The following is a 14735-nucleotide window of genomic DNA, read 5'->3' on the forward strand; positions in this document are numbered from 1 at the left end:
AAAAGGAAGAAATTAAAGGCAAATGAGCAACATCAGAATAAGTTTGGTTTACTTTAACAGAAGCGTTAAATCCAAGGAAAATGTCTAAACCCTTGAAAGATAAGGGATTAGACATTTTCTTTTGTGCATAGAAGGTTAAATGACTAGTTCTGTTTACAAACATTTTTGTCTGAGCCTGTTTACATTAAGGAGTTAAGCCTTCGATTACCTTATCTATATTCCATTTGATCATGGAGATATACGTGTCTCCAGGTTCACCTTTTTTGGCGAGGGAGTCTGTGAAAATCTTTGAGTGGATTGGTACGTTTGTTTCTTTAGATACGGTCTCCATTGTTTTTGGATTGACACTTGTTTCAACAAATAAAGCTGATACTTTGCTTGTATTAATTATGTTTATAATTCTATTCATTTGTTCAGGAGTGCCTTGGCTGTCTGTATTGATTTCCCAGATAAATGCAGATTCAAAGCCATATGCCTTGGCGAAGTATTTAAAAGCACCTTCGCTTGTTACAAGAATGCGTTTATCCTCAGGGATTTTAGCTATTTGTGCTCGTGCATATTGATCAATCTCTTCAAGCTCGGCGACATACTCTGTTTTATTTTGTAAATAGTATTCTTCATTGTCTGGATCAGCTTGAATGACTTGTTTGGTAATTACATCTACATACTTAATGGCATTTTGAATATCTAACCAAGCATGGGGATCTTCTTGCGATTCTTTTCCTTTTTCACTTAGATAGATTGGTGTGACCTCTTCAGTGACAGGAAAAGCCACCGCTGATTTATTGGTAACTTCGAGAAGATCTTGAAACCAGCCTTTCCCAGTTTCCAGGTTGAATCCATTATAAAAAACCAAATCTGCATTGGATACCTTTTTAGTATCATCTGGCAACGGATCATACATGTGTGGATCTGTTCCAATTGGAACCAAACTGTAAACTTCTGCTTTATCACCAGTAATATTCTTGACCATATCCGCAATAATAGAATATGTTGCAACGATTTTAATAGTTTTATCATCTGTTGAGGAAGTTTGTTCTCCATTAGAACAAGCCGTAAGTAATAGAATCATAGTGGCGATTAATCCAAGCATCATTTTTTTCAATTTAATAACCTACCCTTCGTAAAAAAGTTGTTTTTAGGAGAAAGAATAAACGAAATAGCAAAGCCTGTGACACCGACAAGCACAATGGTGGCACTTGTTGGCAAATTAAAGTTGAAGCTAATCCAAACACCTATTACACCAGAAAGTGCGCCATAGAGTGAGGCAAAAACAATCATATGAAATAACTTTTTGGTCCATAAATAAGACGTTGCGGCTGGGATAACGAGCATAGCAATAACTAAAACTATGCCGACCTGTGATAAAAAGGAAACAGTCACAAAGGAGAGTAGTGTCATAAGCAAGTAGTGATAGAAAGTAGTGTTGAGACCAGATCCTTTTGAAACAACAGGGTCAAAAGAGCTTATGAGAAGTTCTTTGTAAAATAAAGTAACTATTCCGATAACGACAAGCATGATGATGAAAGATTGTGTTATTTCAGAGCTAGGAACTGCTAAAATATTGCCAAATAAAATATGGGTTAAATCAAGCCCACTTCGTGCGAATGTAATGAGCACAATGCCTAGCGCAAAAAAGGAACTTAAGATAATACCGATAGAGGTGTCACTTTTAATCGTGCTTCGATTCGTAATGAACTGAATTAAAATAGCCGCAAGTAAACCAAACAAGGAAGCACCAAATAATATGTTAATCCCCAATATATAAGAAATGGCGACACCCGGTAATACAGCATGTGAAAGTGCATCCCCCATTAAGGACATCTTCCTAAGTACAATGAAACTCCCTAAAACGCCAGAAACAATCCCAAGAATAATGGAGGATAAGCCTGCATTCAACGCATAAGTAGGAATATTCAGTGAACTACTTAAAAATTCAATCATGATGGCCGTTGTCTCCTATCCCTTTAATTTGAATGTTTCCTAGTGATGAGCCGTATGCAGCTTTAATGTTTTCAGTTGTGAAGGTTGTAGATATGTCGCCAAAAGCAATCAGCTTTTTATTAAAGATGATTATTTTATCGAAGTATTCCTCCACTTCGTGTAAATCATGGTGCACCACAAGTATTGTTTTTCCTTGCTTCTTCAGCTTTTTAAGAAGCTGTACTATAATTTTCTCACTCATTAAATCGATACCTACAAACGGTTCATCGAGGAAATATATATCTGCTTGTTGAGCCAATGCCCTAGCTATAAATACTCTTTGAAGCTGACCACCAGACAAATTACCGATTTGTTTATCAGCAAGATCGCTAATTTCCACCATGTTCATGCAGCGTTCCACTTGCTCTTTCTCCTTTTTTCCAGGACGACGAAACAGTTTAAGTTTGGGATAAGTTCCAGTTAAAATTGTCTCCCTAACAGTAATAGGAAAAGTCAGGTCCACTTCACTTTTTTGTGGAACATAAGCAATATCTCTTTTTGATTGAGAAATAGGCGAATCATTAACAAGAATAGTTCCACTGCTTTTTTTTATGATTCCCAATAAAGCTTTTAGAAAGGTGGATTTACCTGCTCCGTTAGGTCCAATAATTCCGATGGAGTATCCTAAGGGAATATCAATATGAACGTCTTGAAGTGCGTGATTGCCAAAATAGTCAACATTAAGCTCCTTTACCTTTAACATTTTTCCATACATCCTCCTTTTGGTTTGAATTAACATCAATCGATAATATTGCTTAGAGTTAAAATATATGCAAAAGAGACAAAAAGTTTCCTTTGTGCAAAAATAATTCTTGTAACCAATATAAATTTTGTTGATTATTATTGTCAAGAATTATGGGAGTTTTTTCTGATAATATTTTATTTAATAGAAGAGTTGAGTAATTCAATGATTACTATGGTTCCCTATTAATTTCTAAGGATTTTATGTGATTAATTTTCCAAAAAGCATTATGCCAAACTTGCACCTTAAATGAATTTCTAGCGTAAACCAAGGTGTATTTATGTTCCTTGGATAGATCCTTATATAATATAGATTCAAAAAAAGGTTCCTCAACTTGAAAAATATGGTTACTATATGGAGTAGGTTGCATGTGGACACACAAAAAACATACCTGTCACTTAAGTTATTAATAAACTGTGGATTGACATAAAGGAGTACAACATGAGAAAACGCGGTATTACCGTAAAATTATTCGCAATAACAGCGATATTCTTTTTGGCGTTTTACGCCATGATTATGATATTTCAGCTATTATTCTTTGATCGGTTTTATCAGCATCATAAAACGAAAGAAGCAGCTGAGCACCTGCATCAATTAGCAGAAGGTTATGTGAAAGAATCTTGGAGCGAAGCAGAATTTACAAAACAGACATTCTCTTATATGAAAGTAACAAAAAGTCCGGTAACAGTTGTCGATGCAGAAGGTTTTCAGTTAGTTCAGGATCCGTTTAATATCATGCTTGAAACAGGAGATGGTGCAGTAATAGAAGTATCACTTTCCTTGCTCGTCGCAAATTATGGAAAACAGGTACAAGCATTGGATTTCAGAAATGGGGATACATTGATTGTCGAAGGAGAAGTAGATGAAGGAGATTCTTCCGTTATTTATCCATCTGTAATCCATAAGGATAAATTTAGTGTCGGTGAAGACCCTGACGATGATGAAATTAAAATCGAAGGCAAAGTTAAGAGCGTATCTCTGCCTAAGGGTGGAATGATCAATAGAGGATTAGGAATTCTTTATGATGCACTATTAGAATGGTTTCCGCTAAAGGAAGAGCAGATAAAGCAGTTATCTGATGGAGAAAGCTTGCAGTTGAACTGGGTAGAGTCATGGAGTGGAAAACATAACTTAGTACTCATAGAGCCAATCAAGAAAGACGGGGAAATGCAATATATGTTCTCTGTCACATCAATTCAGGAAATCAAAGATACTAATGAAGCACTTCGAATATTCTATGTGTATATTGGGGTTGCAGGCTTCATTCTTATTATTTTACTGTCGTTGTTCTTCTCCCGTATTGTTAGCAGACCACTGATAAAGCTTAATGAAATGGCAAAAAAAATGGTTAATCTTGACTTCTCTTTAGCTAAACCGATTCAGCAGAAGGATGAGCTAGGGAGTCTTTCTAACAATATGCTTGTTATGGCAAAAAATTTGGATGTTGCATTAAATGACCTGAAGCAAGCCAATAAAAAGCTGAAGCAGGATATGAAAAAACGAGAGAAGATGGAAAAGGAGCAGCGCGAGTTTTTCGAGCATGCATCACATGAATTGAAGACGCCGCTGAGTATTGTCAAAAGCTTTGCTGAAGGATTGCAGGATGGTGTCAGTCCTGATAAACGTGACCATTATGTGGAAGTGATCATTGAGGAATCAGAAAAGATGGAAGTGCTGATTAAGGATATGCTGGATTTGGCTAAGTTGGAGAACGGTGCGATAAAACTAAGAAAAACATCCTTTTTGCTCAGTGAAATGATTGAGGTGTTGGCATATAAACTATTCTGTATCGCGAATGAGAAAAACGTGGTCATTGAAATCATGCCAAAGAATGAACAGCATATTTTGGCAGATTATGAGTGGATGGAGCGAGTTATGCAAAACCTTCTTATGAATGCGGTGCGGCACAGCGAGCCTGATTCTGTTATTGTGATTCGGATCGGATTGGATCAGACAAATGGAAGCAGTATCTTCGAAATTGAAAACAAAGGCAAGCAAATACCTGAAGAGCATTTGGAAAACATTTGGAAACGTTTCTACCGGACTGAATCTTCACGAAGCCGAATGACTGGTGGTACAGGATTAGGGCTGGCGATTGTTCAGCAAATTCTTGATTTGCATGCCTTTCATTACGGAGCGGAAAATATGGCTGACGGTATGCGTTTCTACGTTCGATTCAAATAATGGGAATTATTTCTTATTGGACACATGAAAGACATATAGCCTTGTTAATATCTATAAATTGGAAGGAAGGTTCACGATGGGGAAGAAAGTATTGCTTGTCGAGGATGAAGTGAGAATCCGCGAAGTTGTAGCTGATTATTTCAAGAAGGACGGCTGGGAAGTATATGAAACGGATAATGGCAGCAGTGCAATTGACTGGTTTGATGCCATTTTTCCGGATTTAATCATTCTTGATATCATGATGCCGCAAATGGATGGATTTGCTGTTACTAAACAAGTACGAATGAGGTCTGGTGTACCGATTATTCTTCTGACAGCGATGTCTAGTGACGATGATAAAATTCAGGGATTTGAACTAGGAGCAGATGAGTATGTTACAAAGCCCTTCAGTCCAAAAGTATTGGTAGCACGAGCTAATTCCTTAATGAAGCGAGCGACAGAACAGTACCGGCCGACTGGACATATGGTTAGCTTTGGTGAAGCTGTCATTAATACGAAGTCACATCAGCTTCAGCTTGAGGGCCAACAAGTCGAATTAGCGCCAAAGGAATATGACTTATTGGTGTTTCTACTTCAGCATAAAAATATTGTACTTTCACGCGAAACGATTTTAAATCACGTATGGGGCTTAGACTTCGACGGTGATAGTCGAGTAGTTGATACACATATTAAAAAGCTAAGAGCTAAATTAAGCTGCGAATCACATCATATTCGGACTGTTATTGGAACCGGCTATAAATTTGAATGAAATGGATGGAGAGAGAAGATGAATAAGCTTAAACAGCTGTATACACACACAGGTATCCGGTTCGCATTACATACATGTTTTTATTTGGCAATTCTTGTTACCTTGTTCTTGATGTACGGCTTCCATACGGCCAATACAGGCAACTATATTTATAATGATTTCTAAATGGAGAAGATAAAAAAATGAAACTTTTAACGCGTATTGCACAGCATGTGGCAACAAAACCGGAACAGCCAGCGTATCGAACAAATGATGAGGTGCTGAACTACAAATTGCTTTGGGACAAATCGAGCAGATTAGCTAGCTTAATCCACGCCATGCAGTTCGAGCGACAGACACCAATTGTAGTATATGGTCACATGGGAATTGAAATGCCTATATCATTCCTAGCATGTGTACAGGCAGGTCATCCTTATATACCGGTTGATACATCCATTCCTTTGGAACGGGTGCGTCTTATCGTCGAAAAGTCTGGTGCAGCATTAGTAATTAATACAACAGATAGCAAGCTGGATGTAGACAGTATTCCCGTATTACAAATGTCTGAACTGCAGTTGGAACAACAAAAGCCGATTAGTCATCAGTATTGGGTTGAACATGATGAGGTTTTTTACATCATATATACATCTGGCAGTACTGGAAATCCAAAGGGTGTTCAAATAACCGCAGCAAATTTGCAATCCTTTACCGATTGGATGACAGATGACTTTCCTTTAGGTGAAGGCAAAGTATTTTTGAACCAGGCACCTTTCTCCTTTGATTTATCTGTAATGGACTTTTATCCTGCCCTACAAAGTGGTGGTTCCATTCATACATTGGAGAAAGAGGTAATCAATAAGCCTAAGATTTTATTTGAAAACTTGAGTCTTTCTGGGTTGCAAATCTGGACTTCCACGCCATCCTTCGTGCAAATGTGCTTTCCAAATCCGGACTTTAATCAAACGATGCTACCAAAGCTTGAGGTATTCCTGTTCTGTGGGGAAGTACTGCCGTTAGCTGTGGCCAAGGAGCTGAAAGCACGTTTCCCACAAGCAAGGATTTTTAATACCTATGGGCCAACCGAAGCAACTGTTGCTGTAACGTCTATTGAAATTACCGAAGAATTACTTATACAAGAGAAGGCACTGCCAGTTGGCTACCCAAAATCTGATATGCGTATTTTAGTTGTAGACGAATTCGATAATTTATTGCCAGAAGGTGAAAAGGGAGAGCTTATCCTTGCAGGTCCAAGCGTATCAAAAGGCTATTTAGGTGAGCCGGTACTGACAGAAAAGGCGTTTGGCAAGATAAATGAAATGAGTGCTTACCGTACTGGGGACGCCGGTTTTATTCAGGATGGAATGGTGTACTGCCAAGGCAGACTAGATTATCAAATTAAGCTGCATGGCTATCGGATGGAGCTTGAAGAAATTGAGTTCCACCTTAATCAGTCTGATTATATTCAGTCTGCCATTATTATCCCGCATGCACCAAATGAGGAAATTGAATACTTGATTGCAGCAGTTGTACCTGCAGCTCATGAATTTGACAAGGAATATAAGCTGACCGCTGCTATTCGTAAAGATCTTGCTTTGCGCTTGCCGGCATATATGATTCCTCGTAAGTTCACGTATCATACTGCTATTCCAATGACAATGAACGGAAAAGCAGACCGTAAGAAATTGAAGGAAGAGGTATTCGCATGACCCCATATAGCTCTTTCCTTTTCTTTATTATTTTAGGTATCCTGCTGCTGCCGACGATGATTCTCGGAATAATGGGCAAGCGTCTGCGCTATTACAACGTGTTTGTTTCCATTGTTGTATTGGCTATTATATTTTCAGGCGGAAAGAACGGCTTCTTTTCATTAGTAGCCTTTACTGCCCTGCAGCTTGTACTTATCAAATGCTATATAACGTATCGAAAGAGGAAAAATAGTAGTCTCGTATTCTATATAATAAGTTTTCTATCGATCCTGCCGCTGATTTTATCGAAGATTTTACCGATTTTGGCAGTGGATAATTTAGTTAGCTTTCTTGGAATTTCTTATCTGACATTCAGAGCTGTCCAAATTATTATTGAAACAAGAGATGGATTAATAAAGAATCAGCTTTCGATTTACCAGCTTGTTAATTTTATGCTGTTTTATCCGACCATTTCATCTGGTCCGATTGATCGCTTTCGCAGATTCCAAAAGGATGAAGAGAAATGCTGGACACCTGAGGAATACAAGGAACTGCTTTATAAAGGGATCAACAAAATCTTTCTTGGGTTTTTGTATAAATTTATTATCGGCTATTGCATTAATACGTACTTCATTATGAATTTGGGTACGATAGCAGATGGCAAGTTTAGCTATCATTTGCTCTATATGTACAGTTATAGCCTGTACCTGTTCTTCGACTTTGCTGGCTATACGGCGTTTGCAGTCGGCATCAGTTATATGATGGGAATTAGGTCACCAGAGAACTTTAATAAGCCATTCATCAGCCGCAATATTAAGGATTTCTGGAATCGATGGCATATGTCATTGTCATTCTGGTTCCGTGATTATGTGTTCATGCGCTTTGTCTTTTTAATGAAGAAAAAAAGATGGATTCAGAACAAAATGCTCGTTTCAAATCTAGGTTATATCCTGCTATTCCTGCTGATGGGTGTATGGCATGGATTAGAAATTCAATACATCATTTATGGAGCATATCATGCTTTGATGATGACAGGATTTAATTTCTTCGAAACCTGGAATAAAAAACATAAACGCTGGCCAACAGGAAGAGCGATGACAATCGTTTCTATCATCATTACTTTCCATGTCGTTTGTTTCGGCTTTTATCTGTTTTCCGGCAGACCATTTCAATAAAAGGGGATTATAAATATGGATTTTAAAGAAAAAGTACTACAAGTTATTGCAGAAGTTTGTCAAGATGATGTTGTAAAGGAAGAGCTGGATTTAGATTTGTTCGACTCTGGGCTAATTGATTCATTTGGGACAGTAGAGTTACTGTTTCAATTCGATGATCAACTTAATATCACTGTCCCAATTACAGAATTCGACCGAGATACCTGGAATACACCAAATGCTATCGTTGATCGACTGAATGAGTTGAAGTAATGAAGAAGAAGTATATGTTTGGACCAATCATAATTGCATTGGTCCTGTTTGCCGGGGTTGTATTCGTACCAGTATCATGGCTGGCTAAGCTAGTCCCTGCGGAGCGCTTAAAGGAATCGGCTATCAGTTTAGAGCCAAATATGTTTCAAGGAACTTATTTACAAGGTGAAATGCTCGAAAGTTCGACTTATATTCCAATCTATGGTTCTTCTGAATTGTCGCGCTGGGATCCATTCCATCCAACGAATTATTTCGAAGCGAATGATGCTGCTTTCACACCTTATTTAATAGGTAAAGGCGGAACAACCTCTATTATTCATGATTTAAACTTTGCAACACATGCCAAACAATTAAAGAACAAGCAAATGGTTGTCATCGTATCACCGCAATGGTTTGTTAAGCATGGTACGGATGAGCAGCACTTTGCACCAAACTATTCTTCCCTGCAAGCGTACCAGCTTCCCTTTAATAAGGAAGTGGACGAGCAGGTGAAGCGAAAGTTGATGCAACGATTGATGACCTATAATGCAGTCAAAAATGATACGATTCTAAATCAGTTATATGATGCATATCTCCATGACAACAGAAGTAAGTTTAATATGTTATCAGTTCCTGCAAAAGCTTATATTTCTGTACTGAAGAAAAAGGATTTGTACTTCACACTTCAGAATGATTCCCTACCAAATCGACATCAGTCAGACGAAGTGCAGGACAAGACATGGGAAGAACTGAAGGCACAAGCAGCGGCTTACGGAGAGAAACGGACACAGCAGTCAGACTTCTATATTGACGACAAAGTCTATAAGCATAAGAAGGACCGCATAAAGGGGATGAAAGGAAAGAATAAAGGACATTCCTATGCAGAATCACTTGAATATGATGATTTCCAGCTGATGCTTGATATCCTTAAGAAATCAGATGCAAAACCGCTTTTTGTTATTATCCCAGTAAATGGAGAATACTATGATTATACTGGCTTTCCGCAAAAAGGAAGGCAAGACTACTATAATCGTATAAAAAAACAAATTAATGATAGCGGCTTTACTTACGCCGATTATTCTGGCCATGAATACGACCCGCACTTTTTACGAGACACGATTCATATTGGCTGGAAAGGCTGGGTTTACTTAGATGAGGATATGCAGAAGTTCCTTGATTAATATTATGACGATTCACCTACGTGGTGGATCGTTTTTTTGCGATGGGCAGTTGAAACTTTGTTAAATAGTTATGGAATAGGGTTATTCAACCAGAGTGATATAATAATACACAATTAAAAGAGAAAATGAGAATGATAAGGAGGAAAATATTAAAATGGACAAAACTAAAGTAAAGGTTTACTTCAGTTTGTTTGGAGATGCGTTTCCGCTTGAGGAAATAACAGAAAGGTTAGAAATAACTCCTACAGAAACCTATAAAAGAGGCGATTTAATTCCTAATCGGTCAATACCCCTTTATCGAAAAGAGACAAGTTGGGATTTAGGAACTGGCTACCAAGTTTCACTTGATGTAAATAATCAACTTCAAAAAATTATAAACAAGTTAAAAAATAAGGCATCAATAATTAACGAAATAAAAGATGCTTACTCTGTGGAATGTAAATTCTTTATCGTTGTCAAAATAGAAGAGGGAAATACCCCTGGGTTATATTTGGATAAAGAAATAATTAAATTTGCTTCAAGTATTGAAGCTGAATTCGATGTAGATTTGTACGCAAACTCTTATTAACAGCTAAATAAATGCAAACATTACACAAAGGCGGCAACTAGATATTCTTATCCCATATGCCAATAACAGCATATGCGTATATAAAGGTAATAGAGCAACAAAAACTATATTGGAATTATGTTTTAATTCCTAGCACTATTGCAACTATAAAGATATGTCGTAATAAACAATAAGGTTATCCCAACCATATTTACATTTGAAAAGCGGAAAAACCGAGAACACTATGAATGCTAAAATAATTAAATAGAAGTAAGAGCGATGCGTCTAAAGAAGGCTTCAAGAGAATGGTTTGACATAAATTTCACCTGCTATTACAACCGTTTTAGTAAAATAAGCATACTGTAAAATCCTGTTCTCACAGGATTTTTTTTGTGAAAATCAAGCTGTAAATCAAATGGAGTGATTTAGCATATAAAGTCACTAGTGTAAGGGTCTATAAGGATTATTGACATGTTTAATGTGGAAAATCAAAAGAATTATTAGTCGAAATAAACCAGTACTATCAACGGTTTGTTTATAGTGACTATATATAGTCACTATAAAAGTAAGACAATCAGTGGTTTGATTATAATTAACTATTAAAGCACCTGATTTAAGCAGGTTTTTTTAAGGATGGTCACTATGTAAGACCTCATTATTCATGTAAACCATAAAGAAAAAGAGAGGATAAATTGAAATATAATATCCCCTTTATTTAATTAGTATATTGCTAACCTTTTCAATAAATAAGTTTGCTTCTCTTGCAAGCTTATTGTCGTATTTTTTAATCCAACCAAAGGTGAAAGATGTGTCAAAAAAATCTTCAGTTTCTAAAGCAATGATTTCGTCTTTATATGGAAAGTTTTGATTAAATTCAGCTGAAATGTCATGCCCAATAGTTATAGCGCCGAGTTTTATAATAGTATTGGTAATTATTTGTGTATCTGTAGTTTTAAGAAAAATATTAATAGGTCCATATAAGCGGTGGAAATCTGATATAAAGCTATGTACATATTCATCTTTATATAATACAAATAATTGCTCTTTAAGCACATTAGGTTTAATAATTTCCTTTGTTTTAGCTATAGCTGAATCTTTTGAAGCGAAGACTAACAGTTTCCCTTTTGTAACCGGAGTGAATTGAAATCCGGTAACTGCATCCATATTTTTTTTGTTGATGGCGATAAATCCAATATCAATTTTGTCATTTTTTAAATCTGCAATGATATCCATACTTGATTTCTCATTAATCTCAATTTTTAAGGTTGAGTCATTTTTTTTAAAATCTAGATAAGAATCAACTATTGGACCAATTAAACCAGGAATAACTGTTATACGTAGTAAATCATTTAAATGATTAATTTGTTTTGCTTCGTCTTCAATCTGATAGATCGCTTTTAATGCCTTTTGAGATTTTGCTATTAAGAGATCCCCTTCTTTTGTTGGTACAGTACCTGATCTAGTGCGATTAAATATTTTAATGTCTAGTTCAGCCTCAAATTTAGTAATTGCTTGACTTAAAGCAGATTGACTAATATTTAATGTTTTTGCTGCTCCTGCTAATGATTTTACTTTTGCAACTTCCACTATATAGGTTAACTGTTCTATGTTCATGTAATCATCCCTTAAGTAATACTTATAACATCATTAATTATATTAACTTTTGCGTAAGTATTCAAATTGTTATAATTATTTTTGTAGGCACTTACATTTATAAAATGATAAAAAAGGAGACTATAAAATGAAAGCAGCTAGATTATATGGAAGTCAAGATCTTCGAATAGAAATGGTGCAAGAACCAATTGTTTCATCAGGTCAAGTAAAAGTGAAGGTTGAATGGGGAGGAATATGTGGGAGTGACCTTCATGCATATGCACACGGCCAATCTCCAGAGCCACACCCAATTTCTAAACAGTCACCTCCAATCACACTAGGACATGAATTCTCTGGTACAATTGTGGAGGTTTCTGATGATGTAAAGAGTCATAAAGTGGGTGAAAGAGTTGCTATTGAACCACTTATTTATTGTGGTGAATGCTACGCATGCAAAAGAGGTTATTATAATCAATGCAGCATGGTGGGGTTTGTCGGATTAAATCAGGATGGTGGTTTTGCTGAATATGTAGTAGTTGATGAAAATATGGTTCATGAGCTGCCTGAAAATGTTTCTTTTGAAGAAGGTGCATTAGTTGAACCAACAGCTGTTTCATTTTATGCAGTTAGAGAAAGTGACTTGAAACCAGGGGACTCTGTAGCTATTTTTGGTGCTGGTCCAATTGGTTTGTTAACATTATTGTCTGTAAAAGCTGCAGGAGCAACAAAGATTATTGTTGTAGACATATCTGAGGAACGTCTGGAAAAAGCTAAAGAATTAGGAGCTACTACCGTCATTAGTGGTTTGCGTGATGATATTGTTCAACAAATCCTTGAATTGACAAATGGCGGAGTTAGTGTTGCTTATGAATGTGCAGGAGTACAACAGACAATGACCAATGCAGTGGCTTCAGTAAAACAAGGTGGACAAGTAATGGCGATAGCTGTATTTGGAAACCCAGTTGCTATAGATATGGGGCAACTATTGTATAAAGGCGCAAATGTAACATCAAGACTTGCTTATAGACATGTTTTCCCTGAAGTAATCGATATGATTTCTACAGGCCGTTTAGATGTTAAAGGAGTTATCACAAAAAAAATTAATTTGGAAGATATAGTTGAAAGTGGTTTTGAAGCATTGATTAATGATAAAAAACAAGCGAAAATATTAGTGCGACCAACAAAGTAAAATATAGGGAAGTCTCCCTGAGAGAGCCGTTCTTATGTCAAAATCCTGGAAGTAGTTTAGTGGAAGAATAGAATTCGGCAAAACTTAAAAGTAAGTCTCTTTCTATTTAAGAAAGGGACTTACTTAGTGGTAGTTTTATATGACGAATTTTTATATAAAATACACAAAATAATGAAAACCCTTTCTATTTGCGGGTGTATTTGGTAAAATTCACATTAGAGATGTAAAGAAAGGGGAATCCATATTACCCATGTGGAGAGATCTTTAAAATGATTAGTTATTGTGATAAAGACAAAATGAGATACTTATCTCTTAAGTAAGGATACGTTTGTTTATCTACCAGTAATCATTCAAGGGATTCATATGGTGTGGACAATAAAATCCCATTACCTAGACAGATACCTTTGTATATCTGTTTTTATTATGGGTAAAAATACATCTCTATTGACACAATGATTGAAGTCCCTATTTTTGTGGGGGGATTAATATGACAAATGAGTACGAAAAGGAAGAAGTGCTAACGGGTGGGAATATCTCAGACGTATATCGCTCTGGAAATACGGTTCGGCGAGATTTAAAGCCAGGTAGTGAAAAAATTCATAAAGTATTGAAGCATCTTGAAAATAAAGGTTTTGATTATGCACCAAGGTTCTTAGGAATTGATGAGAAAAATAGAGAGATATTAACGTATATTGAAGGGGAAGCAGGTAATTATCCTCTAAAAAAATATATGTGGTCTGATAATGTATTAAAAGAAATAGCGAATATGCTCCGTCTTTATCATGATGCTGTGAGTGATTTCTCTTTATTAAATGAATGGAAACCAATGGAAAATACTCCAAAAAAAATAGAAGTTGTATGCCATAATGACTTTGCTGTGTACAACATTATTTTTAATAATGAAAGACCAGTTGGGATTATTGATTTTGACGTTGCAGCTCCTGGTCCAAGACTTTGGGATATAGCTTATACTCTTTACACCTGTGTTCCTTTAAGCAGACTTTGGCATACCGAGAAGGGTGAGGCAGTACATTATAATCCCCTTAAAGATGCTGATCGTATTAAACAAAGAGTTAAATTATTTTTTGAATGCTACGGTGTTGAAAATATGGATAAGGACTTTTTAGAAATGGTGATTCTAAGAGTTGAAGGATTATGTAAATATATGATTAAAAAAGCAGAAGAAGGAGATATTGCTTTTCAAAAGATGCTGGATGAAGGGCAACTTGAGCACTATCAAAAGGAACTTCAATTTATTCATGAGCATGGAAAAGAGTGGATTTAAAGTTAAGTGAGAATGGAATTAGTTTATTAAGGGATTGCTTCCATTAGCAATCCCTTAGCTTTTTTTTATGAATTAGTAGAAAAATAGACTGCAATAATTAATATAAACGCTTAAATTCCCTTACAGTTAAAACGTCTAAGCCCTTAAGTATATATGGGATTAGACGTTTTTTTGTTAGATTAAAAATCACTCTGAAAAGGAACATTGCTCGGT

The 14735-nt window shown here is 36.2% G+C and carries 14 protein-coding genes; 10 read left to right on the plus strand and 4 right to left on the minus strand.

Annotated elements, in window-relative coordinates; genetic code table 11:
• Window positions 1–184: 184 nt before the first annotated feature.
• Genes NQZ71_RS24895 through NQZ71_RS24905 form a run of 3 tightly spaced genes read right to left on the minus strand, consistent with a single transcriptional unit; the run spans window position 185 to window position 2686 of the window.
• The gene (locus tag NQZ71_RS24895; RefSeq protein WP_186304071.1) at window positions 185–1105 is read right to left on the minus strand and encodes a metal ABC transporter substrate-binding protein; all 921 of its coding nucleotides are present in this window, start codon (window positions 1103–1105) and stop codon (window positions 185–187) included.
• The gene (locus NQZ71_RS24900; RefSeq protein ID WP_144455343.1) at window positions 1102–1944 is read right to left on the minus strand and encodes a metal ABC transporter permease; all 843 of its coding nucleotides are present in this window, start codon (window positions 1942–1944) and stop codon (window positions 1102–1104) included. Before NQZ71_RS24900 ends, NQZ71_RS24895 begins: the two co-directional genes overlap by 4 nt.
• The gene (locus NQZ71_RS24905; protein WP_144455341.1) at window positions 1937–2686 is read right to left on the minus strand and encodes a metal ABC transporter ATP-binding protein; all 750 of its coding nucleotides are present in this window, start codon (window positions 2684–2686) and stop codon (window positions 1937–1939) included. Before NQZ71_RS24905 ends, NQZ71_RS24900 begins: the two co-directional genes overlap by 8 nt.
• A gap of 480 nt (window positions 2687–3166) precedes the next feature.
• On the opposite strand from NQZ71_RS24905, the gene NQZ71_RS24910 reads away from it, so the two are divergent.
• The 8 genes from NQZ71_RS24910 (at window position 3167) to NQZ71_RS24945 (ending at window position 10476) form a co-directional block, all read left to right on the plus strand.
• The gene (locus tag NQZ71_RS24910) at window positions 3167–4909 is read left to right on the plus strand and encodes a sensor histidine kinase (protein WP_317011976.1); all 1743 of its coding nucleotides are present in this window, start codon (window positions 3167–3169) and stop codon (window positions 4907–4909) included.
• A gap of 76 nt (window positions 4910–4985) precedes the next feature.
• Window positions 4986–5657: a response regulator transcription factor gene (locus tag NQZ71_RS24915; protein WP_317011977.1), complete on the plus strand. Its 672-nt coding sequence runs from the start codon at window positions 4986–4988 to the stop codon at window positions 5655–5657.
• Between the two features lie 18 nt (window positions 5658–5675).
• Entirely contained in the window at window positions 5676–5822 is a 147-nt protein-coding gene (locus tag NQZ71_RS24920; protein ID WP_127739436.1) for a teichoic acid D-Ala incorporation-associated protein DltX, read from the plus strand.
• Between the two features lie 17 nt (window positions 5823–5839).
• The gene (dltA, locus tag NQZ71_RS24925; protein ID WP_317011978.1) at window positions 5840–7342 is read left to right on the plus strand and encodes a D-alanine--poly(phosphoribitol) ligase subunit DltA; all 1503 of its coding nucleotides are present in this window, start codon (window positions 5840–5842) and stop codon (window positions 7340–7342) included.
• Entirely contained in the window at window positions 7339–8496 is a 1158-nt protein-coding gene (gene dltB, locus NQZ71_RS24930) for a D-alanyl-lipoteichoic acid biosynthesis protein DltB (RefSeq protein WP_317011980.1), read from the plus strand. The genes dltA and dltB overlap by 4 nt, the downstream gene beginning before the upstream one ends.
• 15 nt (window positions 8497–8511) lie before the next feature.
• Entirely contained in the window at window positions 8512–8748 is a 237-nt protein-coding gene (dltC, locus tag NQZ71_RS24935) for a D-alanine--poly(phosphoribitol) ligase subunit DltC (RefSeq protein ID WP_127739433.1), read from the plus strand.
• The gene (gene dltD / locus NQZ71_RS24940; protein ID WP_317011982.1) at window positions 8748–9908 is read left to right on the plus strand and encodes a D-alanyl-lipoteichoic acid biosynthesis protein DltD; all 1161 of its coding nucleotides are present in this window, start codon (window positions 8748–8750) and stop codon (window positions 9906–9908) included. The genes dltC and dltD overlap by 1 nt, the downstream gene beginning before the upstream one ends.
• Before the next feature lie 154 nt (window positions 9909–10062).
• Window positions 10063–10476 (plus strand): DUF4279 domain-containing protein, encoded by a 414-nt coding sequence (locus NQZ71_RS24945; protein ID WP_317011983.1) that lies wholly within the window; start codon window positions 10063–10065, stop codon window positions 10474–10476.
• 690 nt (window positions 10477–11166) lie between these two features.
• Here the strand turns inward: NQZ71_RS24945 and NQZ71_RS24950 are convergent.
• Window positions 11167–12069: a LysR family transcriptional regulator gene (locus tag NQZ71_RS24950; RefSeq protein ID WP_317011984.1), complete on the minus strand. Its 903-nt coding sequence runs from the start codon at window positions 12067–12069 to the stop codon at window positions 11167–11169.
• Window positions 12070–12196: 127 nt separating this feature from the next.
• Here NQZ71_RS24950 and NQZ71_RS24955 point away from each other — a divergent pair, with 127 nt between their 5' ends.
• Complete coding sequence (locus NQZ71_RS24955; RefSeq protein ID WP_275008716.1) at window positions 12197–13237, plus strand: 2,3-butanediol dehydrogenase; 1041 nt, start codon at window positions 12197–12199, stop codon at window positions 13235–13237.
• Between the two features lie 487 nt (window positions 13238–13724).
• Window positions 13725–14522, plus strand: a complete 798-nt coding sequence (locus tag NQZ71_RS24960; protein WP_260054417.1) for a phosphotransferase — start codon at window positions 13725–13727, stop codon at window positions 14520–14522.
• Window positions 14523–14735: the final 213 nt, after the last annotated feature.

Source organism: Niallia taxi (assembly GCF_032818155.1).
Classification (GTDB): domain Bacteria; phylum Bacillota; class Bacilli; order Bacillales; family Cytobacillaceae; genus Niallia; species Niallia taxi_A.

Coding starts and splice junctions, on each gene's coding strand:
- NQZ71_RS24900 (WP_144455343.1), bottom strand. CDS start 1,944: ATGATTGAATTTTTAAGTAGTTCACTGAATATTCCTACTTATGCGTTG.
- NQZ71_RS24905 (WP_144455341.1), bottom strand. CDS start 2,686: ATGTTAAAGGTAAAGGAGCTTAATGTTGACTATTTTGGCAATCACGCA.
- NQZ71_RS24910 (WP_317011976.1), top strand. CDS start 3,167: ATGAGAAAACGCGGTATTACCGTAAAATTATTCGCAATAACAGCGATA.
- NQZ71_RS24915 (WP_317011977.1), top strand. CDS start 4,986: ATGGGGAAGAAAGTATTGCTTGTCGAGGATGAAGTGAGAATCCGCGAA.
- NQZ71_RS24920 (WP_127739436.1), top strand. CDS start 5,676: ATGAATAAGCTTAAACAGCTGTATACACACACAGGTATCCGGTTCGCA.
- dltA (WP_317011978.1), top strand. CDS start 5,840: ATGAAACTTTTAACGCGTATTGCACAGCATGTGGCAACAAAACCGGAA.
- dltB (WP_317011980.1), top strand. CDS start 7,339: ATGACCCCATATAGCTCTTTCCTTTTCTTTATTATTTTAGGTATCCTG.
- dltC (WP_127739433.1), top strand. CDS start 8,512: ATGGATTTTAAAGAAAAAGTACTACAAGTTATTGCAGAAGTTTGTCAA.
- dltD (WP_317011982.1), top strand. CDS start 8,748: ATGAAGAAGAAGTATATGTTTGGACCAATCATAATTGCATTGGTCCTG.
- NQZ71_RS24945 (WP_317011983.1), top strand. CDS start 10,063: ATGGACAAAACTAAAGTAAAGGTTTACTTCAGTTTGTTTGGAGATGCG.
- NQZ71_RS24950 (WP_317011984.1), bottom strand. CDS start 12,069: ATGAACATAGAACAGTTAACCTATATAGTGGAAGTTGCAAAAGTAAAA.
- NQZ71_RS24955 (WP_275008716.1), top strand. CDS start 12,197: ATGAAAGCAGCTAGATTATATGGAAGTCAAGATCTTCGAATAGAAATG.
- NQZ71_RS24960 (WP_260054417.1), top strand. CDS start 13,725: ATGACAAATGAGTACGAAAAGGAAGAAGTGCTAACGGGTGGGAATATC.